Annotated in this window: 26 protein-coding genes and 1 pseudogene; 14 read left to right on the top strand and 13 right to left on the bottom strand. The window is 54.6% G+C overall.

Annotation, left to right across the window (positions count from 1 at the left end):
* Positions 1 to 158 precede the first annotated feature (158 nt).
* The 7 genes and pseudogenes from ghrA (at position 159) to ymdB (ending at position 4,405) form a co-directional block, all read left to right on the top strand.
* Complete coding sequence (ghrA, locus tag E0L16_RS14245) at positions 159 to 1,097, top strand: glyoxylate/hydroxypyruvate reductase GhrA (protein WP_131637199.1); 939 nt, start codon at positions 159 to 161, stop codon at positions 1,095 to 1,097.
* 84 nt (positions 1,098 to 1,181) lie between these two features.
* Entirely contained in the window at positions 1,182 to 1,919 is a 738-nt protein-coding gene (locus E0L16_RS14240) for a phosphatase (RefSeq protein ID WP_131637198.1), read from the top strand.
* Between the two features lie 19 nt (positions 1,920 to 1,938).
* The gene (locus tag E0L16_RS14235; RefSeq protein WP_131637197.1) at positions 1,939 to 2,493 is read left to right on the top strand and encodes a TorD/DmsD family molecular chaperone; all 555 of its coding nucleotides are present in this window, start codon (positions 1,939 to 1,941) and stop codon (positions 2,491 to 2,493) included.
* A 96-nt stretch (positions 2,494 to 2,589) separates the two neighbouring features.
* A complete protein-coding gene (locus tag E0L16_RS14230; protein WP_207388509.1) occupies positions 2,590 to 3,072 on the top strand; it encodes a DUF1097 domain-containing protein in 483 nt (160 codons plus the stop codon).
* Positions 3,073 to 3,142: 70 nt separating this feature from the next.
* Positions 3,143 to 3,307, top strand: a pseudogene (locus E0L16_RS14225) (curli assembly chaperone CsgC); the annotation flags it as partial.
* A 160-nt stretch (positions 3,308 to 3,467) separates the two neighbouring features.
* The gene (locus E0L16_RS14220) at positions 3,468 to 3,788 is read left to right on the top strand and encodes a type 1 fimbrial protein (protein ID WP_063449096.1); all 321 of its coding nucleotides are present in this window, start codon (positions 3,468 to 3,470) and stop codon (positions 3,786 to 3,788) included.
* Between the two features lie 80 nt (positions 3,789 to 3,868).
* On the top strand, positions 3,869 to 4,405 hold the full coding sequence (gene ymdB, locus E0L16_RS14215) for an O-acetyl-ADP-ribose deacetylase (RefSeq protein WP_131637195.1): 537 nt from the start codon (positions 3,869 to 3,871) through the stop codon (positions 4,403 to 4,405).
* A 41-nt stretch (positions 4,406 to 4,446) separates the two neighbouring features.
* Here ymdB and mdoC read toward each other — a convergent pair whose 3' ends face one another.
* Positions 4,447 to 5,586 carry a glucans biosynthesis protein MdoC gene (gene mdoC, locus E0L16_RS14210; RefSeq protein ID WP_131637194.1) on the bottom strand — a complete coding sequence of 380 codons (1,140 nt, stop codon included), beginning with the start codon at positions 5,584 to 5,586 and terminating at the stop codon, positions 4,447 to 4,449.
* Positions 5,587 to 5,841: 255 nt separating this feature from the next.
* On the opposite strand from mdoC, the gene mdoG reads away from it, so the two are divergent.
* The 3 genes from mdoG to E0L16_RS14190 all read left to right on the top strand — a co-directional run bounded on the left by mdoG (position 5,842) and on the right by E0L16_RS14190 (position 10,227).
* The gene (gene mdoG / locus E0L16_RS14200; RefSeq protein WP_063866342.1) at positions 5,842 to 7,395 is read left to right on the top strand and encodes a glucans biosynthesis protein MdoG; all 1,554 of its coding nucleotides are present in this window, start codon (positions 5,842 to 5,844) and stop codon (positions 7,393 to 7,395) included.
* Positions 7,388 to 9,916, top strand: a complete 2,529-nt coding sequence (gene mdoH, locus E0L16_RS14195) for a glucans biosynthesis glucosyltransferase MdoH (RefSeq protein WP_131637193.1) — start codon at positions 7,388 to 7,390, stop codon at positions 9,914 to 9,916. The genes mdoG and mdoH overlap by 8 nt, the downstream gene beginning before the upstream one ends.
* A gap of 83 nt (positions 9,917 to 9,999) precedes the next feature.
* Positions 10,000 to 10,227 (top strand): YceK/YidQ family lipoprotein, encoded by a 228-nt coding sequence (locus E0L16_RS14190; RefSeq protein WP_063449091.1) that lies wholly within the window; start codon positions 10,000 to 10,002, stop codon positions 10,225 to 10,227.
* Positions 10,228 to 10,234: 7 nt separating this feature from the next.
* Here the strand turns inward: E0L16_RS14190 and E0L16_RS14185 are convergent, their stop codons facing one another.
* From E0L16_RS14185 to E0L16_RS14175, 3 genes are all read right to left on the bottom strand, one after another.
* A complete protein-coding gene (locus E0L16_RS14185) occupies positions 10,235 to 10,609 on the bottom strand; it encodes a MysB family protein (protein WP_107535100.1) in 375 nt (124 codons plus the stop codon).
* Positions 10,610 to 10,688: 79 nt separating this feature from the next.
* Positions 10,689 to 11,924: a multidrug efflux MFS transporter MdtG gene (mdtG, locus tag E0L16_RS14180; RefSeq protein ID WP_064910749.1), complete on the bottom strand. Its 1,236-nt coding sequence runs from the start codon at positions 11,922 to 11,924 to the stop codon at positions 10,689 to 10,691.
* A 140-nt stretch (positions 11,925 to 12,064) separates the two neighbouring features.
* Positions 12,065 to 12,991 (bottom strand): Kdo(2)-lipid IV(A) acyltransferase, encoded by a 927-nt coding sequence (locus E0L16_RS14175; protein WP_131637192.1) that lies wholly within the window; start codon positions 12,989 to 12,991, stop codon positions 12,065 to 12,067.
* Positions 12,992 to 13,209: 218 nt separating this feature from the next.
* Between E0L16_RS14175 and trhO the strand changes: the two genes are divergently transcribed.
* Positions 13,210 to 14,259, top strand: a complete 1,050-nt coding sequence (trhO, locus tag E0L16_RS14170; RefSeq protein ID WP_131637191.1) for an oxygen-dependent tRNA uridine(34) hydroxylase TrhO — start codon at positions 13,210 to 13,212, stop codon at positions 14,257 to 14,259.
* A 39-nt stretch (positions 14,260 to 14,298) separates the two neighbouring features.
* Here trhO and E0L16_RS14165 read toward each other — a convergent pair whose 3' ends face one another.
* The 9 genes from E0L16_RS14165 to mdtH all read right to left on the bottom strand — a co-directional run bounded on the left by E0L16_RS14165 (position 14,299) and on the right by mdtH (position 20,980).
* Positions 14,299 to 14,877, bottom strand: coding sequence for a YceI family protein (locus E0L16_RS14165; RefSeq protein ID WP_063449087.1), 579 nt, complete (start codon positions 14,875 to 14,877; stop codon positions 14,299 to 14,301).
* A gap of 1 nt (position 14,878) precedes the next feature.
* Complete coding sequence (locus E0L16_RS14160; protein ID WP_107535103.1) at positions 14,879 to 15,445, bottom strand: cytochrome b; 567 nt, start codon at positions 15,443 to 15,445, stop codon at positions 14,879 to 14,881.
* Between the two features lie 226 nt (positions 15,446 to 15,671).
* Positions 15,672 to 15,785, bottom strand: coding sequence for a YceO family protein (locus E0L16_RS14155; RefSeq protein ID WP_063449457.1), 114 nt, complete (start codon positions 15,783 to 15,785; stop codon positions 15,672 to 15,674).
* A 50-nt stretch (positions 15,786 to 15,835) separates the two neighbouring features.
* Positions 15,836 to 16,954 carry an N-methyl-L-tryptophan oxidase gene (gene solA, locus E0L16_RS14150; protein ID WP_112791703.1) on the bottom strand — a complete coding sequence of 373 codons (1,119 nt, stop codon included), beginning with the start codon at positions 16,952 to 16,954 and terminating at the stop codon, positions 15,836 to 15,838.
* A 111-nt stretch (positions 16,955 to 17,065) separates the two neighbouring features.
* A complete protein-coding gene (gene bssS, locus E0L16_RS14145; RefSeq protein ID WP_015570838.1) occupies positions 17,066 to 17,320 on the bottom strand; it encodes a biofilm formation regulator BssS in 255 nt (84 codons plus the stop codon).
* A 274-nt stretch (positions 17,321 to 17,594) separates the two neighbouring features.
* Complete coding sequence (dinI, locus tag E0L16_RS14140) at positions 17,595 to 17,840, bottom strand: DNA damage-inducible protein I (protein ID WP_063866349.1); 246 nt, start codon at positions 17,838 to 17,840, stop codon at positions 17,595 to 17,597.
* Positions 17,841 to 17,914: 74 nt separating this feature from the next.
* Positions 17,915 to 18,961 carry a dihydroorotase gene (gene pyrC, locus E0L16_RS14135; protein ID WP_131637190.1) on the bottom strand — a complete coding sequence of 349 codons (1,047 nt, stop codon included), beginning with the start codon at positions 18,959 to 18,961 and terminating at the stop codon, positions 17,915 to 17,917.
* A gap of 128 nt (positions 18,962 to 19,089) precedes the next feature.
* Positions 19,090 to 19,650, bottom strand: a complete 561-nt coding sequence (locus tag E0L16_RS14130) for a lipoprotein (RefSeq protein ID WP_063866351.1) — start codon at positions 19,648 to 19,650, stop codon at positions 19,090 to 19,092.
* 121 nt (positions 19,651 to 19,771) lie between these two features.
* The gene (gene mdtH, locus E0L16_RS14125) at positions 19,772 to 20,980 is read right to left on the bottom strand and encodes a multidrug efflux MFS transporter MdtH (protein ID WP_131637189.1); all 1,209 of its coding nucleotides are present in this window, start codon (positions 20,978 to 20,980) and stop codon (positions 19,772 to 19,774) included.
* Positions 20,981 to 21,216: 236 nt separating this feature from the next.
* Between mdtH and rimJ the strand changes: the two genes are divergently transcribed.
* Genes rimJ through E0L16_RS14110 form a run of 3 tightly spaced genes read left to right on the top strand, consistent with a single transcriptional unit; the run spans position 21,217 to position 23,387 of the window.
* A complete protein-coding gene (gene rimJ, locus E0L16_RS14120; protein WP_131637188.1) occupies positions 21,217 to 21,801 on the top strand; it encodes a ribosomal protein S5-alanine N-acetyltransferase in 585 nt (194 codons plus the stop codon).
* 9 nt (positions 21,802 to 21,810) lie between these two features.
* Positions 21,811 to 22,461 carry a YceH family protein gene (locus E0L16_RS14115; RefSeq protein ID WP_131637187.1) on the top strand — a complete coding sequence of 217 codons (651 nt, stop codon included), beginning with the start codon at positions 21,811 to 21,813 and terminating at the stop codon, positions 22,459 to 22,461.
* 2 nt (positions 22,462 to 22,463) lie between these two features.
* On the top strand, positions 22,464 to 23,387 hold the full coding sequence (locus E0L16_RS14110) for a Gfo/Idh/MocA family protein (protein ID WP_112791707.1): 924 nt from the start codon (positions 22,464 to 22,466) through the stop codon (positions 23,385 to 23,387).
* The last annotated feature ends 77 nt before the right edge of the window (positions 23,388 to 23,464 follow it).

Below are 23,464 nucleotides of genomic sequence, written 5' to 3'. Positions count from 1 at the left end.
AGTAATTTAGCGCGTTTATACAAACTTCAGGCAACCTGATTCCGAAATGTGCGAAAAGCGCCTCTTTTATCAGCAACGCGGTTCGTTGATAAATTTGTTATGCTGGCAATCCAGTTGAAAATGAAAATAAAACAGCGCAATAAAAGGCAGGAATGACTATGGATATTATCTTCTATCACCCCACTTTTGATACGGCTTACTGGATCAACGCGCTCACGGCGGCACTGCCTGGCGCACGCGTTCGCGAATGGAAGCGGGGCGATAATGAACATGCCGACTACGCGCTGGTCTGGCATCCCCCGGTCGAAATGCTACAGGGCCGCCGTTTGAAGGCGGTGTTTGCCCTTGGTGCGGGGGTAGACTCCATCCTGAGCAAGCTGAAGGCTCACCCTGAAATGCTGCCGGAAACTATTCCCCTGTTCCGACTGGAGGATACCGGTATGGGACAGCAGATGCAGGAATATGCCGTGAGTCAGGTGCTGCACTGGTTCCGCCGCTTCGACGATTATCAGGCCTTTAAGCAGCAATCCCACTGGGAACCGCTCCCGGATTATCAGCGCGAAGATTTCACCATCGGCATCCTCGGGGCGGGCGTCCTGGGTTCGAAAGTCGCAGAAGCGCTCGCCCCGTGGGGCTTCCCGCTGCGCTGCTGGAGCCGCAGCCGTAAGGATTATCCGGGCGTCGAGAGCTTTGCGGGAATGGATGAACTTCCGGCGTTCCTGAAAGAGACACGGGTACTCATTAACCTGCTGCCGAATACCGCGGAAACGGTGGGCATAATCAATAGCGCGCTCCTCAACCAGCTGGCAGACGATAGCTACTTAATGAACCTGGCGCGCGGGGTGCACGTGGTGGAAGACGATCTGCTGAAAGCGCTGGACAGCGGTAAGCTTAAAGGCGCAATGCTCGATGTCTATAGCCGCGAACCGCTGCCGACAGAAAGCCCGCTCTGGGCTCACCCTCGCGTGGCGATGACCCCCCATATTGCGGCCGTAACGCGACCGGCGGAGGCCGTGGCGTACATCTCGCATACCATCAGCGAAATAGAGAAGGGCAACGCGATGACCGGGCAGGTCGACAGACAGCGAGGCTACTGAGATAAACCCGGCGTTCGCCGGGTTTTTGCTAATATTCGCCGCTGATAACTGCTATCCTTTGGAAAAACCGCAGAGGAGAGAAAGATGTATCCCGTTGACCTGCATATGCACACCGTCGCCAGTACTCACGCTTACAGTAACCTCCATGATTATATCGCTCAGGCGAAGCTGAAAGGCATCAAACTGTTTGCGATCACCGATCACGGCCCGGATATGGCGGATGCGCCGCACTACTGGCATTTTGTGAATATGCGTATCTGGCCACGTCTGGTGGACGGCATCGGGATACTGCGCGGCATCGAAGCGAACATCAAAAATACCGATGGTGAAATTGACTGCACCGGCCCGATGCTGACCTCGTTAGATCTGATCCTCGCCGGTTTCCATGAGCCGGTTTTTGCGCCGCAGGATAAAGAGACCAACACCGCAGCGATGATTGCCACCATCGCCAGCGGCAACGTACACATTATCAGCCACCCGGGCAACCCTAAATACCCGATTGATATTCAGGCCGTGGCGCAGGCGGCGGCGAAGCACCGCGTGGCGCTGGAGATCAACAACTCTTCGTTCGTTCACTCGCGTAAGGGCAGTGAAGCCAACTGTCGCGACGTGGCGGCTGCCGTGCGTGACGCAGGCGGAATGGTGGCGCTGGGCTCTGATTCTCACACGGCCTTTACGCTGGGTGATTTCAGCGAATGCCTGAAAATATTGCAGGACGTGAATTTCCCGGAAGAACAGATCCTGAACCTCACGCCGCGTCGTATGCTCGACTTCCTTGAGTCGCGCGGCATGGCGCCGATTGATGAATTTGCCGATCTTTAATGACTAATGGAATAAAAACATGAATGAGTTTTCCATCCTTTGCCGCGTGCTGGGCACCTTATATTACCGCCAGCCGCAGGATCCGCTTCTGGTTCCGCTGTTTACCCTGATCCGTGAAGGTAAGCTGGCGCAGAACTGGCCGCTGGAACAGGATGAGCTGCTGGAACGCTTGCAAAAAAGCTGCGATATGCAGCAGATTTCCACCGATTACAACGCGCTGTTCGTGGGAGAAGAGTGTCGCGTGTCACCGTATCGTTCTGCCTGGCAGGAAGGGGCAACCGAAGCGGAAGTGCGGGCATTTCTCTCAGAACGCGGTATGCCGCTGACGGATATACCAGCCGATCATATCGGTACGCTGCTGCTGGCGGCCTCCTGGATTGAAGATAATGCAGGTGACGATGAGAACGAGGCGATTGAAACCCTGTTCGAAACGTATCTCCTGCCGTGGGTTGGAACCTTCCTGGGCAAAGTGGAAGCGCACGCAACGTCACCATTCTGGAGAACGCTGGCTCCGCTGACGCGTGACGCTATCGCTGCCATGTGGGATGAGCTGGAAGAAGAGAACGAAGAGTGATTTAGATCACAAAAATTCTGCAACGATACATTTCAACTTGCACGTAATGTGCTTCCGATCTCATTTCCCGGGTGCGCATCTGCTAAGATGCGCACCATGAATATATTACTTTGTATAGCAATCACGACTGGCATCCTTTCCGGCCTTTGGGGTTGGGTGGCGGTGTCGCTCGGTTTGTTGAGCTGGGCCGGATTCCTTGGCTGCACGGCCTACTTCGCCTGCCCGCAGGGTGGTCTTAAAGGGCTGTTTATTTCAGGCTGCACGTTGCTAAGTGGCGTGGTCTGGGCGCTGGTCATTATGAAAGGTAGCGCGCTGGCACCGCATATAGAAATCCTGGGTTACGTCATGACCGGTATTGTGGCCTTCCTGATGTGCGTTCAGGCAAAACATCTGCTGTTGTCCTTTGTGCCCGGCACGTTCATGGGTGCCTGCGCGACCTTTGCAGGGCAGGGGGACTGGAAGCTGGTGGTTCCTTCACTCATGCTGGGTTTACTGTTTGGCTATGCCATGAAGAACAGCGGCCTCTGGCTGGCAGCCCGACGCGAGAAGAGCCAGAACGTTTCGGCGGTAAGTGAATAAATAAAGGCGAGACGGAAATCTCGCCTTTTTGTTGCACTGTCGATCAACGTGAAACAGTTCGGCGGCGGCGCGGCAGAAAAATACCCTTCTTATACCCGTTAATCAGCCGATTGATTTAACGCGGATCGGTTTAAATATTTACTCAGGGGATGCGGTAAAAATGATTGTCACCGTTTCTGATGAAAATTCGCTCCATTTATCGCAGCAGTGGAATGCACCGGCCAGTACGCTTTAATCATTCATGAAATCAATCATTTATTAAAGTGGCGGCGCGGCGCAGGTAAGCTATGCTGATATCAAGAATCCGGTAATCGGGTTGCTTAAATTGATACTTCACAGGTCATAACGGAGCGTTTTTACCCCTCATGGACGAATTTCATTGAGGAGTACAAATAATGTTCAAATCCGCAGCGTGTATTATTTCTGGTCTGGGACTGATCCTGTCCTCTTTTTTTTCTCCGGCTTATTCCGCAACCATTGAAAATGGTGGGGTTATTCATTTTCGTGGCGCGGTGGTGGCCGATCCGTGCGAAGTCGCTCCTCAGCATCAGCAGTTTGCGATTTCCTGCCCGGAAAATAACCGTATGAAAACGCACACCATCAGTTATGACGAGGCGCTCCGGGGACATCATCCTCATTCAAACCTGGCCGCTGTCACCATGAAATACCTGAATGAAGAAAAAACGCTCGCGGTTGTTCAGGTGGACTACCGCTAGCAGCCGTTTCTTTCACGACGGTTTTTCTCCCTCTCCCTCTGCGATACACTTAAGAAAAGGGCGGGTTGCAGAGGGTGTTTATGAGACCGCAAATCGACGTTATTCATGGCGATATCACGACGTTGCACGTTGACGTGATCGTCAACGCAGCCAATTCCTCCTTGCTGGGCGGAGGGGGAGTGGACGGTGCCATTCACCGGGCCGCAGGCCCACAGCTTCTGGAAGCATGCAAAACCGTGCGCCAGCAGCAGGGAGAGTGCCCCCCGGGGCATGCCGTCATTACGCTGGCGGGGGATCTCCCGGCCAAAGCGGTGATCCATACCGTTGGCCCCGTCTGGCACGGCGGCGACCATCATGAAGCTGAGATTCTTGAACAGGCGTATCGTAACTGCCTGCGGCTTGCGGCCGATAACGGCTATAAGACCATGGCGTTTCCTGCCATCAGCACGGGGGTTTACGGTTATCCAAAGGAAGCGGCAGCAAATATCGCCGTAAATACCGTTTATCACTACCTTTCCCTTAAGCCCATGCCGGAAAAAGTTATTTTTGTCTGTTTCGACGAGCACACCGCCGACCTCTATCAGCGGATATTGACCGAGCGCAGCCAGCTATTTTGATGTCTGAGATGCAAAAACGGCGCCCTGATGGCGCCGTTTTGTTATCCCGCTTTAACCTGAGGTTTGCCTGAAAACAGGAAACGCAAAAGCGGGATCCGCAGGTGGATTTCATACAGCACGATGGCAATGCCAACCACAAAGACCAGACCGGTGAAGAAGCCCAGCGCATTCGAGGCAATATGCGGCGTAATGTATGCCCCGAAAAACAGCGTCAGCGGATGGTGCACCAGGTAGATAAACAGCGAAGCATTAACGAAATAGGTTACGCGGCTGGATTTAAAATTCAGCAGGCGATGGCCCAGCGCGAACACCACGTTCACCATCCACAGGCCCATCAGCATCGTTATCACGCTCTCGGTTTCATACATCCACGCGTCCCCGCTGCCGTAGCGCTGATTGAGAAGATAGGCTGCAAAGGCCAGCGCAGCACCCACTGCACACCAGGGGGAGGGGGTGGTAAACAGCGCTTTAAGCCGCGGATGAATAAACGCCAGCGCGCCAATCAGGAAGAAGGGAATGTAGAACAGCGTCTGCATCACCACGAAATTAAACAGCCCATCGCTCAGAACAGGGGGATAGACAATGAACAGGGTACGCCTGACGGCGGCATACGCAATCCCCAGCGCAAGAAACAGCAGCGACAGCTTGCCCAGAGTGATGTTGGCGAAAAAGGCAGAGGATGTTGAGCTCGCGCGCTGGCGCAGCCGGCTGAAGATCAGCACGCTCACCGTGGTTAACACCACCAGTACCAGCAGGAACCAGAGGTGGGAAATCAGCTCCCAGACCAGGGTGTTGTATTTCTCATAAAGGGAGAGATTCGACCAGGTTTCCGTCTTGCCTTTAACATACTGCAACATAATGAACTGCGGCAGCGTCAGCAGCGGGATGGCCGTCAACATCGGTATGCCCACGCGCTCCACGCGCACTTTCCACCAACGCTTCAGGGGATAGCGCAAAAAGAGCATGTAGGAGAAATATCCAGAAATGACAAAAAACACCTGCATGCGGAAGGCATGAATAAAATCATTAAACAGCGTAAGCCACCAGGAAGGCATCTGACTGTTCACGTGCCAGGTGTGGCTGGAATAAATCAGTGAAATATGAAAAGGGATCCCCAATAGCATGAGCCATGCGCGGATCGAGTCGAGGAAATATTCACGTTGTACAGGGGTTGTGCTCATATAACTTTGCGCATTCTCAGACTTTTCGCCTTATCCCTAAGGCTCATAATGGTTACATTCGGAGCCAACCCTACACCAAGACCGACACCCTGTCTCCAGGATAAGCACGCAAAGTGAAAAGCGGGTTCTTTCATTTGCTTAATCCATGAGCCAGCGAGCTGAACAAAGCAGTGATAATGTTGTCGGATTGCCTGAGTTTCCATTAAAATGGATCGGATCGATATAAGCACACAAAGGGGGAAGTGCTTACTTATTATGAAACATAAACCACAAATGATGAAAATGCGTTGGTTGGGTGTTGCAGTGCTGTTGTCACTGTATACCTCATCTGCACTGGCCTTTAACATCGATGATGTCGCAAAACAGGCAAAATCGATGGCGGGCAAGAGCTATGAAGCGCCAAAAAGTAACCTGCCCTCCGTTTTCCGCGATATGAAATACGCGGACTATCAGCAGATCCAGTTCAATCACGATAAAGCGTACTGGAACAATATTAAAACCCCGTTCAAGCTTGAATTTTACCACCAGGGTATGTACTTCGACACGCCGGTTGCCATCAATGAAGTGACGGCGACCGCGGTACGCAAAATCAAGTACAGCCCGGATTATTTCAATTTTGGCGATGTGCAACACGATAAAGACACGGTGAAAGACCTCGGCTTCGCAGGCTTCAAGGTGCTTTATCCGATTAACAGCAAAGATAAAAACGACGAAATCGTCAGCATGCTTGGCGCCAGCTACTTCCGCGTGATTGGCGCGGGGCAGGTGTACGGGCTTTCTGCGCGCGGTCTGGCGATTGATACCGCGCTGCCATCAGGTGAAGAATTCCCTCGTTTTCGCGAGTTCTGGATCGAACGTCCAAAACCAACCGACAAACGTCTGACAATTTATGCGCTGCTGGACTCCCCTCGTGCGACCGGCGCTTATCGCTTCGTGATCATGCCAGGGCGTGACACGGTGGTTGACGTGCAGTCTAAAGTTTACCTGCGCGATAAAGTGGGCAAGCTGGGCGTTGCACCACTGACCAGTATGTTCCTGTTTGGGCCGAATCAGCCGTCTCCGGCAACCAACTTCCGTCCTCAACTGCATGATTCTAATGGCCTCTCCATCCATGCCGGTAACGGCGAGTGGATCTGGCGTCCGCTGAACAACCCGAAACACCTCGCGGTCAGCAGCTTTGCGATGGAAAACCCGCAGGGCTTTGGTCTGCTGCAACGTGGCCGTCAGTTCTCCCGCTTTGAAGATCTGGATGACCGCTACGATCTGCGCCCAAGCGCCTGGGTTACGCCGAAAGGCGACTGGGGTAAAGGCAAGGTTGAGCTGGTTGAAATTCCAACCAACGATGAAACCAACGACAACATCGTGGCGTACTGGACACCGGATCAGCTGCCGGAAGCCGGTAAAGAGATGAACTTCAAGTATGCGATCACCTTCAGCCGTGACGAAGACAAACTGCACGCGCCGGATAACGCGTACGTGATGCAGACACGTCGTTCGACGGGTGACGTGAAGCAGTCAAACCTGATTCGTCAGCCGGATGGCACGCTGGCGTTTATCGTGGACTTCACCGGGCAGGATATGAAAAAACTGGCGCCGGATACTGCCGTGACGTCACAGGCGAGCATTGGCGATAACGGTGAAATCGTTGAGAACGCCGTGCGCTACAATCCGGTGACCAAAGGGTGGCGTTTGACCCTGCGCGTGAAGGTGAAAGATCCGAAACAGACCACTGAAATGCGCGCCGCGCTGGTCAGTAACGATAAGCCGCTGAGTGAAACCTGGAGCTATCAGCTACCTGCCAATGAATAATACATCTGAATATATTGATGCCATGCCGCTGACGGACATTGAAAAAGCGGCACTCCCTGCGAGCGACATCCGCGCGGTTCACTCCGCGCTGGATGGTGAACACCGTCACTTTTCCCGTGATGATGATACGCCGCTGGGGTCAGTGAAGGCACGTCTGGAGCAGGCATGGCCGGACTCGCTGGCTGAAGGGCAGTTGATCAAGGATGACGAAGGGCGTGACCAGCTACAGGCAATGCCGAAGGCCACGCGTTCCTCTATGTTCCCCGACCCGTGGCGCACCAATCCGGTGGGCCGCTTCTGGGATCGCCTGCGTGGGCGTGACGTAACGCCGCGCTATCTGTCGCGTCTGACCAAAGAACAGCAGGCGTCCGAGCAGAAATGGCGTACCGTGGGAACGATTCGTCGTTACATTCTGCTGCTGCTGACGCTGGCGCAAACGGTCGTCGCCACCTGGTACATGAAAACCATTCTGCCGTACCAGGGCTGGGCGCTGATTAACCCTGCTGACATGATTGGCCAGGATATCTGGGTCTCCTTCATGCAGCTGCTGCCGTACATTTTACAGAGCGGCATCCTTCTGCTGTTCGCCGTGCTGTTCTGCTGGGTCTCCGCCGGGTTCTGGACCGCGCTGATGGGCTTCCTGCAACTGCTGATGGGACGTGACAAATACAGCATTTCCGCGTCAACGGTCGGGGATGAACCCCTGAATCCTGAGCACCGTACCGCGCTGATCATGCCTATCTGTAACGAAGACGTTGACCGCGTATTCGCAGGGCTGCGTGCAACCTGGGAGTCCGTGAAGGCGACCGGTAACGCGGCGCATTTCGACGTCTACATCCTGAGCGACAGCTACAACCCGGATATCTGCGTGGCAGAGCAAAAAGCCTGGATGGAGCTGATTGCCGAAGTGCAGGGCGAAGGACAGATCTTCTACCGTCGTCGTCGTCGCCGCGTGAAGCGTAAAAGCGGGAACATCGATGACTTCTGTCGTCGTTGGGGTAACCAGTACAGCTATATGGTGGTACTGGATGCAGACTCCGTCATGAGCGGCGATTGCCTGAGCGGTCTGGTGCGTCTGATGGAAGCTAACCCAAACGCGGGTATCATTCAGTCTTCGCCAAAAGCCTCCGGTATGGACACGCTGTATGCGCGCTGCCAGCAGTTTGCGACCCGCGTCTATGGGCCGCTGTTTACCGCCGGTCTGCACTTCTGGCAGCTGGGCGAGTCTCACTACTGGGGCCACAACGCCATTATCCGCGTGAAGCCGTTCATCGAGCATTGTGCGCTGGCGCCGCTGCCGGGTGAAGGGTCATTTGCCGGGTCCATTCTGTCGCATGACTTTGTGGAAGCCGCGCTGATGCGCCGTGCAGGGTGGGGCGTCTGGATTGCCTACGATCTACCGGGCTCGTATGAAGAGCTGCCGCCGAACCTGCTGGATGAGCTCAAGCGTGACCGCCGCTGGTGTCACGGTAACCTGATGAACTTCCGCCTGTTCCTGGTGAAGGGGATGCACCCTGTTCACCGGGCGGTGTTCCTGACGGGCGTGATGTCCTATCTCTCTGCACCGCTGTGGTTTATGTTCCTCGCGCTCTCGACCGCGTTGCAGGTCGTGCATGCCCTGACGGAGCCGCAGTACTTCCTGCAACCGCGCCAGCTGTTCCCGGTGTGGCCGCAATGGCGTCCGGAGCTGGCGATTGCGCTGTTCGCGTCGACCATGGTGCTGCTGTTCCTGCCGAAGCTGCTCAGTATCGTTCTGATCTGGTGTAAAGGTTCGAAGGAGTACGGTGGTTTCTGCCGCGTAACCCTTTCACTGCTGCTGGAAGTGCTGTTCTCGGTCCTGCTGGCACCGGTGCGTATGCTGTTCCACACGGTATTCGTGGTGAGCGCGTTCCTGGGATGGGAAGTGGTGTGGAATTCACCGCAGCGTGACGATGACTCCACGCCGTGGAGTGAAGCCTTTATGCGCCACGGCTCTCAGCTGCTGCTGGGGCTGGTGTGGGCTGTCGGGATGGCCTGGCTGGATCTGCGTTTCCTGTTCTGGCTTGCGCCAATCGTCTTCTCGCTGATCCTGTCGCCGTTTGTGTCGGTGATCTCCAGCCGTTCGACGGTGGGCCTGCGTACCAAACGCTGGAAGCTGTTCCTGATCCCGGAAGAGTATTCTCCGCCGCAGGTGCTGGTGGATACCGATACCTACCTGGAGCAGAACCGCAAACGCACGCTGGATGATGGTTTTATGCACGCCGTGTTCAACCCGTCATTCAACGCCCTGGCAACCGCAATGGCGACCGCGCGTCACCGTGCCAGCCAGGTGCTGGAGATCGCCCGCGATCGCCACGTTGAGCAGGCGCTGAACGAGACGCCAGAAAAGCTTAACCGCGATCGTCGTCTGGTGCTGCTGAGCGATCCGGTGACGATGGCAAGGCTTCACTACCGCGTGTGGTCCGCGCCGGAGAGATACTCTTCGTGGGTGAACTACTATAAGGACGTGAAGCTGAACCCGCTGGCGCTGAAAGCGAAATAAGTTGTTAAGTAGGGCGGTAAGCAAAGTGCTACCCGCCAAATAAAATACCGGCTTAATCGCCGGTATTTTTTTAGAGGTTACTCATGAGAATAATCATTGTCGTGATGATGGCATGCCTGCTCAGCGGCTGCGGCAGCATTATCAGCCGCACCATCCCCGGACAGGGCCACGGAAATCAGTACTATCCCGGCGTACAGTGGGATGTGCGCGATTCCGCGTGGCGCTATCTCACCGTGCTCGATCTGCCGTTTTCGCTGATTTTCGATACGCTATTGCTGCCCATCGATGCCAGCCACGGCCCGTACGAGTAACGGGAGCTTAACGCTCGTCCCATTCATCCGCTGCGGCCTGACCTTCTTCCGTATCCAGCGGCGGTTCGAGCTGAAACTCACCTTCGTCCCATTCGTGCAGCGTATTTTCTTCGAGCCACTCCTGACGTAACTCAATTTCGTCATAGTCGCCGTCGAATACGGCCTGCGCACCTTCACCACTCAGCATCGGCAGACATTCTCCGTCTTCACCTTCATCAGCAAAGAACTCGGCCTGCCACATAATATCGCCGTCCTGTAGGACATATTTTTGGATATTGAGTTGTTGCACGTCAGCATCTTCTTCCTCAATGCCGGGATTATCGGCGAGGAATTCTTCGCGAGCGGCATCAATTGCTTCTTCCAGCGTGGCGTACATGGTCATTAGTGTCTCCCTGTTTTTCGTGAAGGTATTCAGGGAAAGAATAGCTGATTATATGATTTTGCAAGTATGAATAAGAAAATTAGCCGTCACGATGTTGTGTTATGCGCGCCGGGCGTAGCGCCCGGGACAAGCTGAGCCAGGAATAGACGGCGTTGAACAGCACGACGCCTGCCGTCACGATAAAAACGGCCCGGAAACCGAAACTGGCCGAAACCCCCGCCCCGACCAGTGGCCCGGTGACGTTACCCAGATCGCGAAACGACTGGTTGTAGCTAAAGATACGCCCGGCAATCTGGTTGGTGGAGTTATAAACGAGCAGCGTCTGCACCGCCGGGAGCAACGCGCCGTCCGCAGCCCCCAGCAGGAAGCGCAGCACCCCGAGCTGCCACGGCGATTGCACCATCGACATGGGGATAAGCAGCAGAACGGAGACAATCAGGGCGCAGATGAGGATCTTCTCCGGGCCGATGCGGTCTCCCAGCTTGCCGAGCCGCGGCGCGCTCAGCAGCGCGGCCACGCCGGGCACGGAGGCGATCAGTCCGCTGATAAAGGCAATGTTTCCGACGTTTCCGGCCAGATCACGCACATAAAGCGTCAAAATAGGCGCAATGGAGCCGGTAGCCACCTGAATAATCATGGTGGTTACAAACAGGCTCAGCACCAGCTTTGGGTTTTTCAGCGAGGCCAGCACGTCACGGGCGTGCAGCATCTCTTTTTTGGCCACGGGGGTGAAATTCTCGCGGATGCAGATAAGCGTCACGAGGAAGCAGAGGAACAACACGCTGGCGGTAATGAAGAAGACCGGCCGCAGTCCGTAGTGGTCGGCCAGCAGCCCGCCTGCCAGCGGACCGAGCAGCGCGCCGCTTACGCCGCCAGTGGAAAGCGTACCCAACGCCCAGCCGCTTTTCTGGCGCGGGATTTGGGTGGCAATCAGAGCGTTAGCATTCGGGATAAACCCTCCGAGCAGGCCCAGGAGCGCGCGTAAGATCAGGAACTGCCAGACGTTCTGCGCCACGCCCATCAGCAGCATAATGATTGCCATCCCGAGCGCGGAGCGCAGCAGCATGATTTTGCGGCCTTTACGGTCGGCCAGGCCACCCCAGAACGGCGACGCAATGGCGGAGAACAGGAACGTAATGCTGAACACCAGCCCGGACCACATATTCAACGCGCTGTGGCCGGTCACGCCGAGCTGTTCAACGTAAAGCGGCAGGAAGGGCATGACCAGGCTGAAGGCGGCGCCGGTAAGAAAACAGCCCAGCCACGCAACCGTCAGGTTACGTTTCCAGTTTATGGGAGCATCTGAGGGGGACATAACTATCCGCATTATGGGGTGCAGGGCACCGTGACCAGTGAGGTAATAAGCCTGCTAATTATGCGCCAGGGTTATGATTGCCGCAATGACGGGAGCTTTTAAAGCTAAAACAACATGCGACCCGGAAGGCCGCATGTCGATTAATAACGAGAAGGGACGCCCTGAGGCCGGGTTTTGAAACGGCGATGCAGCCACATGTACTGCTCCGGGGCGAGCATAATGCATTTCTCCACAATGCCGTTCATCCAGCGCGCGGTAGTTTCTGCGTCGTCGAGCGGCGGAGCGAGTTCCGGCTCCAGCATGATGAGCTGATAGCCTGAACCGTCCGGCTTACGGCGCGGCACAAACGGCACGATAGCGGCTTTGGACATTCGCGCCAGCATCCAGGTCCCGGTGGTCGTCGCGGCCTCTTCCACCGCAAAGAACGGGACAAACACGCTGGATTGCGGGCCGTAGTCATGATCCGGGGCATACCAGACCACCTCACCTGATTTCAGGGCGCGGATCATTCCCTTCAGGTCTTTGCGGTCGATCATGCTTTTGTTGGAGCGCATGCGTCCGTTGGTCTGGATCAAATCGATCACCGGATTGTCGTTAGGACGATAAACGCCAATACCCGGCGCCTGCATACCGAACATGCGTGCGCCAATTTCGAGGGTCAGGAAATGAACGCCTATCAGCAGGACGCCAGTCTTGTTGGCCTGGAGATGATGCACGGGATCCATGCCGGTGCCGACCACTTCCGTCCAGCGCGCCATGCGCTTATCCGACCAGAACCAGGCCATGCCGGTCTCCATCAGCCCCATACCGACCGATTCGAAGTTTTTCACCACCCTGTCGTGGCGCTCAGATTCACTCATCTGAGGAAAACAAAGCTCAAGGTTGCGATACGCGATCCTGGCGCGACGCTTCATAAACTGTTGAGCAATGCGGCCCAGTCCTTTACCCATGCGGAAAATAAGCGGATAAGGCAGCTGTACAATGAGCCACAACAAGCCAATGCCTGACCAGGTTAACCAATAGCGGGGGTGCAAAAGCGCGGCAGTAAATTTCGGTAACTGGGTCATGTCTGTCCTGTGTTCTTACGTCCTGAAGGGCTATTGTCTCATTTTTTAATGGATAGCCAAAATATCTGTCATCGAAACATGAAAGAGTCTGCAAGTGTTAAGTCTGATAAATCAGATTGACTGAAATGTAGCGTAAATTGTGTGGATGTAAATTGTCTTTGTTTGCTATATCATGCCGACCGATTTTTATTTCTCAACGATTGCAGGACTTGTACACCATGCCAGTGTTACACAACCGCGTTTCGAATGAGATGTTGAAAGCGCGCATGTTGGCCGAAACCGAACCGCGCACAACGATCTCTTTCTATAAATATTTCACCATCAACGATCCACAGGCGACCCGCGATGCGCTTTACCAGGCTTTCACCGCCCTGAACGTGTTTGGCCGCGTCTATCTGGCGCGAGAGGGGATTAACGCGCAGATCAGCGTGCCGGAAAGCAAGGTCAGCGCCTTCCGCGATCTCCTCTACGGGTTTGATCCCGCGCTTGATGGGGTGCGCCTGAACATTGCGCTGGATGATGACGGTAAATCATTCTGGGTGCTGCGCATGAAGGTGCGTGAGCGTATTGTGGCGGATGGTATTGACGATCCGAGCTTCAATGCCGGCGATGTGGGTGAGTACCTTAAGGCCGCTGAAGTGAATGCGATGCTCGACGATCCGGACGCGGTATTCATCGATATGCGTAACCACTATGAATATGAAGTGGGCCACTTTGAAAATGCGATGGAGATCCCTGCCGACACCTTCCGCGAGCAGCTGCCGAAAGCCGTAGAGATGATGCAGGAGCATAAAGACAAAAAGATCGTGATGTACTGCACCGGGGGGATCCGCTGCGAAAAAGCCAGTGCCTGGATGAAGCACAACGGTTTTAATAAAGTCTGGCACATTGAGGGCGGGATCATTGAGTATGCCCGCCGCGCCCGGGAGCAGGGTTTACCGGTGCGTTTTATCGGTAAGAACTTTGTGTTTGACGAGCGTATGGGCGAGCGAATTTCAGAGGATGTGATCGCGCACTGCCACCAGTGCGGTACGCCGTGCGATACGCATACCAACTGCAAAAACGACGGTTGTCATCTGCTGTTTATTCAGTGTCCTGCCTGTGCCGAGAAGTACAATGGCTGCTGTAGCGAGCTGTGCAGTGAAGAGAGTCTGCTGCCTGAAGAAGAGCAACGACGCCGCCGTGCCGGGCGCGAGAACGGGAATAAGATCTTTAATAAATCCCGGGGTCGACTGAATACCAAACTGGGTATTCCGGACCCGGAGTAAAACGATGCCCGGCGGCGCAAAAGCCTGCCGGGCCTTTTTTTATGACTTCTGCTGAACGCCTTCCACCGAAATAATCAGCTCCACGTCCTGCGATGCCGGGCCTAAATCCGTGGTGATATTAAAATCTTTCAGATGAATTTTGCCTGCGGCTTCAAAACCAGCGCGTTTGCCGCCCCACGGGTCGTCGCCCTGGCCGATTAATTTCGCTTCCAGCGTTACCGGTTTTGTTACGCCGTTCAGCGTCAGATTACCGGTAATATTCAGCTCATCACCGTCTTTCTTCACCGCTGTCGACGCGAAGGTGGCTTGCGGGAATTTCGCCACGTTCAGGAATTCAGCGCTGCGCAGATGTTTATCACGCTCGGCGTGGTTAGTATCGACGCTGTTGGTATTAATGGTGACATTCACTTTATCGGCAGCAGGGTTTTTCTCGTCGAAAGTGAATGTGCCATCGAAATCATTGAACGTGCCATATAACCAGCTGTAACCCAGATGCTGAATACGGAAATTGACGAAGGCATGCTGACCCTCTTTATCAATTTTATAGTCAGCAGCGACAGCCGAACCGGTGGTGAATAACAGCGAACCTAATGCGATACCCAACAGGCGTTTTTTCATTTTATGCTCCAGAGTCAACTGACGAACGGCCAAGCATGCGCTTCAGCGTATCGTCTTTATCAATAAAGTGGTGTTTCAGGGCCGCAAGGCCGTGCAGAACCGATAAGATCACCACGCTCCATGCCAGCCACAGATGAACCACACCTGCGGTGTCAGCCTGTGAACCGGCGTCAGCCAGCGTGGCAGGGACGTCGAAAAGTCCAAACACGCTGATCGGCTTGCCGTCTGCGGTCGAAATGAGATAGCCGCTGATCAGAATGGCGAACAGCAGGGCATAGAGTGCGATATGTGCGCCTACAGCGCTGATGCGGGTAAAACGACCATGGCTCCTGGGGGCAGGTGGGGGCGGAGAGACATGTCGCCAGATCACGCGAATAACCAGACCCATCATCAGCAGAACCCCAATGCTTTTGTGCAATTCGGGAGCCTGATGATACCAACCGTCATAATAGCTTAATGTCACCATCCAGAGGCCGAGACCAAACATGGCATAGACGGCAAGCGCAAATAGCCAGTGTAAACACATGGATATTATTCCGTAGCGGCTGGAGGAGTTACGCCATTGCATATGAATTTCCGTTCTCAAATGTCTGAGCACTAAAAATGAACGGGTTAAATTAATAATGCAACTGAAAAAAAAGAATAATGATTTTTATTTAATTTATTTCAGCGAATTTGAATGTGTTCGCGCGATGTAATTCAATCGCTTCGTTCAATAAATTTGAGATGAGTTTTTATAAAAAACAGAAGTTAAATAAGCTTAAAGGAGTGTCAGTAAATGTCAGCGAGAATTCTCAAAAGAATACGATATAGATGACGTCAACGATCGCCAGCAGCGACCAGAGCACAATGTAGAGCATGAAATGCTCGCGAATGTTATTGATCAGATAATTCACCAGTCTGCGCATCATGCCCCTCTCGCTAAACAGGCTCCGTTTATTCGGAGCCTGTGGACGTATTATCTGTCAAAGCGCGAGAGCGCGAAGGGGGTGAGATCAAACGAAGGCGCAATCCCCTGCGCAAACTGGGCGGCGATTTCGCCTAGCACCGACGCAAATTTAAACCCGTGACCGCTGAGCCCGGTTACGATCAGGGTATTGTCGTGTCCGGGCAGCGTGTCGATGATGAAGTCTTCATCCGGCGTGTTGTCGTAGGTGCACGCTGCGCCGTAAAGCAACCCGCCTACGCCCGGCAGAATATTACGCAGGAACGTGAAGGCTTCGGAACCATCCTGCGGATAGGCTCCGTACGGCTTGCGCTCTTCCGCAGAGGAAATAACCTGCCCGCCGTTGTGTTTGCCAATCTTAAGCGCGTCTTTCTCCGAAGGGAAACCGTAGAACTGATCGCCATTGGGCAATTCGCCCGTAAACGCCGGGAATTTGTTCTGGCTGCTGTAACGCCCGTCAGACTGGAACCACGAGAAGACTTTGCGCACCGGCTGGATGGGCAGGTCCGGCTGCAGTTTTGTCACCCACGTTCCCGCACTGACCAGCAGGCGTGCGGCGCTATATTCACCCTCAGACGTGGTGACGGTTGAACCATCGGCATGGTGGGTGATGCCCGTGACCGGACAGTTGAACAACTGCGCGCAGCCCGCTTTGGCAGCGAGATCGATCCAGGTCTTAATGGCCGTTTCGCTGTGCAGCACGCCGGAGTTGGCTTCAAACAATCCAATGTAATCTTCAGGGACAGAAATTTCCGGCCAGCGCGCCATAATGCCGTTCGCATCCAGACGCTCAACGTCCAGGCGGTAGGCTTTCGCGCTCTTCTCAACGTTCGCCAGAAACGTGGAGTTGGCAGGCCCGAGATTAATCACCCCGGTGCGCTCAAAAATGCGCTCCTCGGTGCGTGCCGCCAGTTCGTCCCACAGCGTCTGAGCCCGAAGCACCAGCGGTACATAGCGTTCACCTTCACCGTAAGCGTGACGGATCAAACGGGTATCGCCGTGATGGCTTCCTTCAGAATGGGGGGGAAGGTGGGCGTCAATCATCAGCACATTCAGACCCGCCTGCGTGGCGTAATAACCGGCGGCAGATCCTACGGAGCCGCTTCCGATAATGATCAAATCGTATTTCATAGGCTTCTCTTTACTAACGCTTTGTTAGCAGAGTAATTAACTATGTGGGCTTATACAAGAACGAAATAAATAAGGCACCGCGAGGGTGCCTGTTGAGTGAAGGGCATAAGATTAATGCCGTTTATACTCATTTTCCTGATAGTCGCCAGATTCTATTTTTGCGATGCCTGCTTCCAAAATAGAGATAAACTGACGGGCGACGTCTGTTGTAAGCCACAGCGTCTGTCCAACTTCCGCTTCATCACGGTTTTGCTGATTTGGGGTCTGGTAGTGCAAACGCAGCATCAGCGCATCGTAGCTGTCTACGGTGCTGATATCCCAGCCAACAAGCGGATGGGTCTGGATCACTTCACTATTCTTTTCCATTATAACCCCCTTAATGCGTGTTAGAAGACAACGACTTTGAGGTTCAATGCATGTTTTTCTGAAAGCAATTTCAGTATATCAATTAATAAGGGTTCAGAAGGAAAAAATAAACGGGTAGCAACACATTTTTATGCTTTTTAGGATTGTTCGAGCAATAAAACACCATCTTGTTCACGATTTTCTAAGAAGATGCTGAAATATTTTGAACTTACAGGAGACGAAACGAAAAAAAGCCGGGGCGACCCGGCAAAAAAACACAATGAGGGAGCAAATTTTAATCTGTGATGAACCAGTCGTCGGCGCTTTCCCAGGTTTCCTGCAAAATTTCGCTGATGCGGTCTTTGTCTTCTTTCGCGCCGCCGATGACGGAAAGATGGTTTGCCGTTGCATAACGTACGGTTACGGCGCCATCGTTTTCAGGAAAAGTGCTGTTAATACGTCGGGATAGCTCACCCGCCAGCGCGTCGAGTGCGCCAGCAGGCAGGACGGTGGTTTTGGCAATGGTGACTTCAATACGCATAAATGCCCCCTGTGTAATATACTGTTTATTTATACAGTTATATTGTCGGTTTGACAACAGGGGGCGACAGTTTTTTAGCGTTTTACCGTCCAGCTTACGGTTTCACCGGCGAGGAACGGAATCAGCGTATCATCGGTGAGCGCAATCGACTCTTCAACCTGGCTTTCTTTACGCTCCAGCTCAAGGAAGGTGTCATTGACCGGCAGACAGTAGAAACGTGGACCGTTAAGAGAGCAGAAGGCTTCGAAATGCTCTAGCGCGTTCATCTCTTCAAACACGGTTGCGTAACTTGCGAGTGCGGTCGGCGCGTTGAAGCAACCTGCACAGCCGCAGCTCGCCTCTTTCCGGTGACGGGCATGCGGGGCGGAATCCGTGCCAAGAAACGCGCGAGGGAAGCCGCTGGCCACCAGCTCACGCAGCGCCTGCTGGTGGATATTGCGCTTAAGGATCGGCAAACAGTACAGATGTGGACGAACCCCACCCACCAGCATGTGGTTACGGTTAAACATCAGGTGCTGCGGGGTGATGGTGGCGGCAATCAGTTCGTTTCCATCCCGGACGTACTCTGCGGCATCTTTGGTCGTGATATGTTCAAACACCACCTTCAGCCCCGGAAGACGCTGGCGCAGCGGCTCCATTACCGTTTCAATAAACCGTGCTTCGCGATCGAAAATATCAATGTCAGCGTGGGTCACTTCCCCGTGCACCAGCAGCGGCATCCCCAGTTTTTGCATACGCTCCAGAACGGGCATGATGGCGTCAACGCTGGTCACCCCATGGCTGGAGTTGGTAGTGGCGTTTGCCGGGTAGAGCTTCGCGGCGGTGAACACACCTTCGTTAAACCCGCGCTCAACCTCATCGGGATCCAGCGAGTCCGTGAGGTAGCAGGTCATCAACGGGGTAAAATCGTGCCCGGCCGGAACGGCGTCAAGGATACGCTGGCGATAGGCGATCGCGGCCTCGACGGTGGTGACTGGTGGAACCAGGTTAGGCATTACAATCGCACGGCCATAAATTTCGCTGGTATATGGCACGACGGTTTTCAGCATATCGCCATCACGAAGATGGATATGCCAGTCGTCTGGGCGGCGGATTTTGAGAACCTGGGATTGTACAGTCATGGAAGCTCCGGCTTGAAAGAGATCAGTCATAAGATGGCTGTTTTTGCCGGACACAAATCATAAGCGGAAACGTTTTCGTTTGCACACACTTCCGTTAAAAAAAACGGGCGCCTGAGCGCCCGGAGACTTTAGTCGGTGAAAGGAATGATGATTTCACCCGGCTTCACCTCTATCCCTTTGGCATATTTTTTCGCCAGAGATTCGCCCTTACTCTTGTCTTCGCTCAGAACGTAGGCGGGCTGCTGGTTAAAGTAGTTCTGCAACGACTGGTTGAGATAAGGCATCAGCGTTTGCAGTACCGGTTTCATTTTGTCAGGCGTCACAACCGCGTCCACAATTTCCATCTCTTGCAGGAAAATTGCCCCTTTCTCTTTATTAAAGACCGGCAGCGCCTTGAGCTTCAGCTTAATGTCCGCTTTCTGATTGCCGAACAGCGAGGTCATGTCCAGGCTGGCATCGCCGGAAAGGGTGACTTTGTTAGGCTCCTCGCGACCAATCTGGCTGGCGAGATTCGTCAGAACGATATGCGCATCCGCAAGGCCGGGTACACCGATATCTTTTGAAAAGTTATTATGTTTTTCCAGCGCCTGATTAATTTCCTGCTCACTGACGGTGTACTGCGTAAGCTGGTTACATCCCACCAGCAGACCACTGACAACTAACGCAGCGGCAATAACGATCTTTTTCATGGCGTTCCTCAACATAAAATCGGCGCATCTGTCCTGATACGCCAGTATGTCAGGGTGATCCTACAGAAACCAGCAGAAAAAACTGATAGTGGAGGGAGGCAAATTTCCTCCCGCCAGAAGGTCAGGCGCCGGGCTCCAGCATCCCGCGCGTGCTGCGTTTATCGCTGAACTGCCACCAGAGCGCAATCAGCGTCATAAAGCCGACCATACCGAGCATGACCCACGGCAGCTCCGGTTGATGGAGGGCTTTTCCGGCATCAAACAGCCAGCCGCCGCCGGTGTAACCCAGTGCGCCGCCAAGCGCCAGCCCAAGACGGCTGAACCCCATGTAGCTGCCTCGGGCACGAGCGTCGGCAAGCGACGCGCTCAGCGTTTCACGGGCTGGCTCGGCAATGATGGAGCCAATATAGAAGGTGCAGATCAGCATAAACAGCTGCTGGAGTGAGCTCACCAGGCCGATGGGCATCATGCTCAGCGTCATCAGCAACAGCCCGGCCATCAGACGGTGCTCAAGCCGGAAACGGCGCTCGCTCCAGCGGGCAATCGGATAAAGCAGCGTCAAAGAGAGGCAGGCCTCAATGGCATACATCCATTTCACCGCCGCCGGCGTACCGGCAATATCATTAACCATGATCGGCAGCATCAGCATGACCTGCACGGCAAGCATGTAGTAGCCGGTCAGGGTTAACACATACGTGACGAAGCGTTTATCGCTCAGCACGCGGTTAAGCCCTTCCCGCACTGGCGCTTTAACTGTCGACAGTTTCCACGCAGGCAGAAACAGACCGTTAAACAGCGCGCAGAGAATAAACAACACCGCGCCGGTGGCGCAGACCAGACGGAAATCGTATTGCAGCAGCCAGCTTCCCAGCAGGGCGCCCACGACCGCGCCGGCGCTGTCCTGCATCATTAAAATTGAGAAGAAGCGACCCCGGTGTTGCGGGCGGATGAGCTTAACCACCAGCGCGGTACGCGGCGGGTCGAAAAGGGTGCCGCCAATGCCGGAAAGGAAACAGGAGAACCACAGCAGCCAGGGTTCATGCGCGATGGCCATCGTGGCGAAGCCCGCCGCACGTAACAGCATGCCGGTGACAATCATCGGTTTTGCGCCGAAGCGGTCGGCAATGGCGCCGCCAAACACGCCCAGGCCCTGTTGGACAAACTGGCGTAAGCCCAGCGCGATCCCGACCATCAGCGCCGCCCAGCCCATTTGATCGACAAAACGAATCGATATAAGCGGAAAAACGACAAAAAAGCCGAGCACGACCAGCATGTTATCGACGAGCAGGAAATATTTACCCAGGCTCCTGGCCTGTGATACGCGGGACATTTTCCCTCCAGGGAAAACAGAAGGTGAGCACGCTAACATTCTGCGATGCCGCCACGCTTTTTCCCATACCCGCTGGCGACAATATTTTTTTATCAAAAAGGTGCTTTGATAGAGAGTTCTCATCGAAAAATGTGAAAAGCGATCAAAATGGTATGTCACTGTTTTCACAGAAGGCACAGGCACAGGTATAGTAAAGCTAACTGGCAGAGCAGAATCGACGGGAAGGAGTGGTATCGATGTTTGGCTATCGCAGTAATGTGCCAAAAGTGCGTCTGACGACGGACAGGCTGGTCGTTCGTCTGGTGCATGAGCGTGATGCCTGGCGTCTGGCGGATTATTACGCCGAGAATCGCCAGTTTTTAAAACCCTGGGAACCCGTTCGGGACGAGAGCCACTGTTACCCCTCCGGCTGGCAGGCGCGCCTCAGTATGATTGCGGAATTTCACAAGCAGGGAAGCGCGTTTTATTTCGCGCTTCTCGATCCGGAAGAGAAAGAGATCGTGGGCATTGCCAATTTTTCAAACGTGGTGCGCGGGTCGTTTCACGCCTGTTACCTCGGATACTCCATCGGCCAGAAATGGCAGGGGCAGGGGCTTATGTTTGAGGCGCTGACGGCGGCGATCCGCTACATGCAGCGCACGCAGCATATCCATCGCATTATGGCGAACTATATGCCGCACAATAAGCGCAGCGGCGATCTGCTGGCCCGTCTGGGGTTTGAAAAAGAGGGCTATGCCAAAGATTACCTGCTGATTGACGGCGAGTGGCGGGACCATGTCCTCACCGCGCTCACCTCGCAGGAGTGGACCGCAGGTCGTTAAGGAGAAAAAATGAAATATCAGTTAAATGGCGCCGAGGCGCGCGTGATTGGCTGCCTGCTGGAAAAGCAGGTCACGACGCCGGAACAGTATCCCCTTTCCGTCAATGCCGTCACGATGGCCTGCAATCAGAAGACGAACCGTGAGCCGGTGATGAACCTGGCCGAACACGAGGTGCAGGATATCCTCGACGAGCTGGTGAAACGCCACTACCTGCGTACCGTCAGCGGCTTCGGCAATCGCGTCACTAAATATGAACAGCGCTTTTGTAATTCTGAATTTGGCGATTTAAAACTCAGCGCTGCGGAAGTGGCTGTTATCACCACGCTGCTGCTGCGCGGGGCGCAGACGCCGGGGGAACTGCGTACGCGCGCCTCTCGCATGCATGAATTTCGTGATATGCAGGATGTTGAACAGACGCTGGAGGGGCTGGCCTCACGTGAGGACGGTCCTTACGTGGTGCGCTTACCCCGCGAGCCGGGCAAGCGTGAAAGCCGCTATATGCACCTGTTCAGCGGCGACGTGGATACCTCTGCGCTGGCCGCTGACTCCGACGCGCCAGCGTCAAACGACAGCCTGACCGCGCGCGTGGCAGCCCTGGAAGAAGAGGTTGCCGGGCTGAAGCAGCGTCTGGATGCTTTACTCGCACACCTGGGAGATTAAACGTGACAACATTACGCATTGGCGTTGTAGGCCTGGGCGGGATTGCGCAAAAAGCCTGGCTGCCCGTTTTAGGCGCAGCGTCAGACTGGACGCTGCAAGGGGCGTGGTCGCCTACCCGTGAAAAAGCAGAGCGCATCTGCGAAACCTGGCGCATCCCTTATGCCGGTTCGCTACAGGATTTAGCCCGTGAATGTGATGCGGTATTTGTGCATACCTCTACGGCAACACACTATCAGGTGGTGAGCGAGCTGCTGAACGCGGGCGTTCACGTCTGCGTGGATAAGCCGCTGGCGGAAAATGTGCAGGATGCTGAACGTCTGATAGAGCTGGCTGCGCGTAAAAAACTGACGCTGATGGTCGGTTTCAACCGCCGTTTCGCCCCGCTCTATCAGCAGCTCAAGGCTCAGTCCGGCTCGTTTGCCTCTCTGCGCATGGATAAGCACCGTACCGATAGCGTGGGGCCGAACGATCTGCGCTTCACGCTGCTGGATGATTATCTCCACGTTGTGGATACGGCGCTGTGGCTGAGTAACGGAAATGCACGCCTGCAAAGCGGCACGCTGCTGACTAACGAGCAGGGCGAGATGGTCTACGCCGAGCATCATTTTGCCGTTGAACATGTGCAGGTGACGACCAGCATGCACCGCCGGGCGGGCAGTCAGCGCGAGTCCGTGCAGGCCGTTACGGATGGGGCGCTGTATGACGTCACCGATATGCGTGAGTGGCGGGAAGAGAAGGGCAACGGCGTGGTCGCGTTACCCGTTCCCGGCTGGCAGAGCACGCTGGAGCAGCGCGGCTTTGTAGGCTGCGCGCGTCACTTCATCACCTGCGTGCAAAATCAGACGGTGCCTGAAACGTCCGGCGAGCAGGCAATTCTGGCGCAACGCATTGTGGAACGACTCTGGCGCGACGCGATGTCGGAATAACCCGCTGTAACATCTGCCGATAGTAATTCCTTAAAATCCGGTTAGACTAAGCGCCGCTTGTTGGCTTTGCCGGGTGG

The organism is Enterobacter quasihormaechei (genome assembly GCF_004331385.1).
GTDB lineage: Bacteria > Pseudomonadota > Gammaproteobacteria > Enterobacterales > Enterobacteriaceae > Enterobacter > Enterobacter quasihormaechei.
The sequence above is the reverse complement of the archived record's forward strand: the minus strand, read 5'-3'. Positions and strand labels throughout refer to the sequence as shown.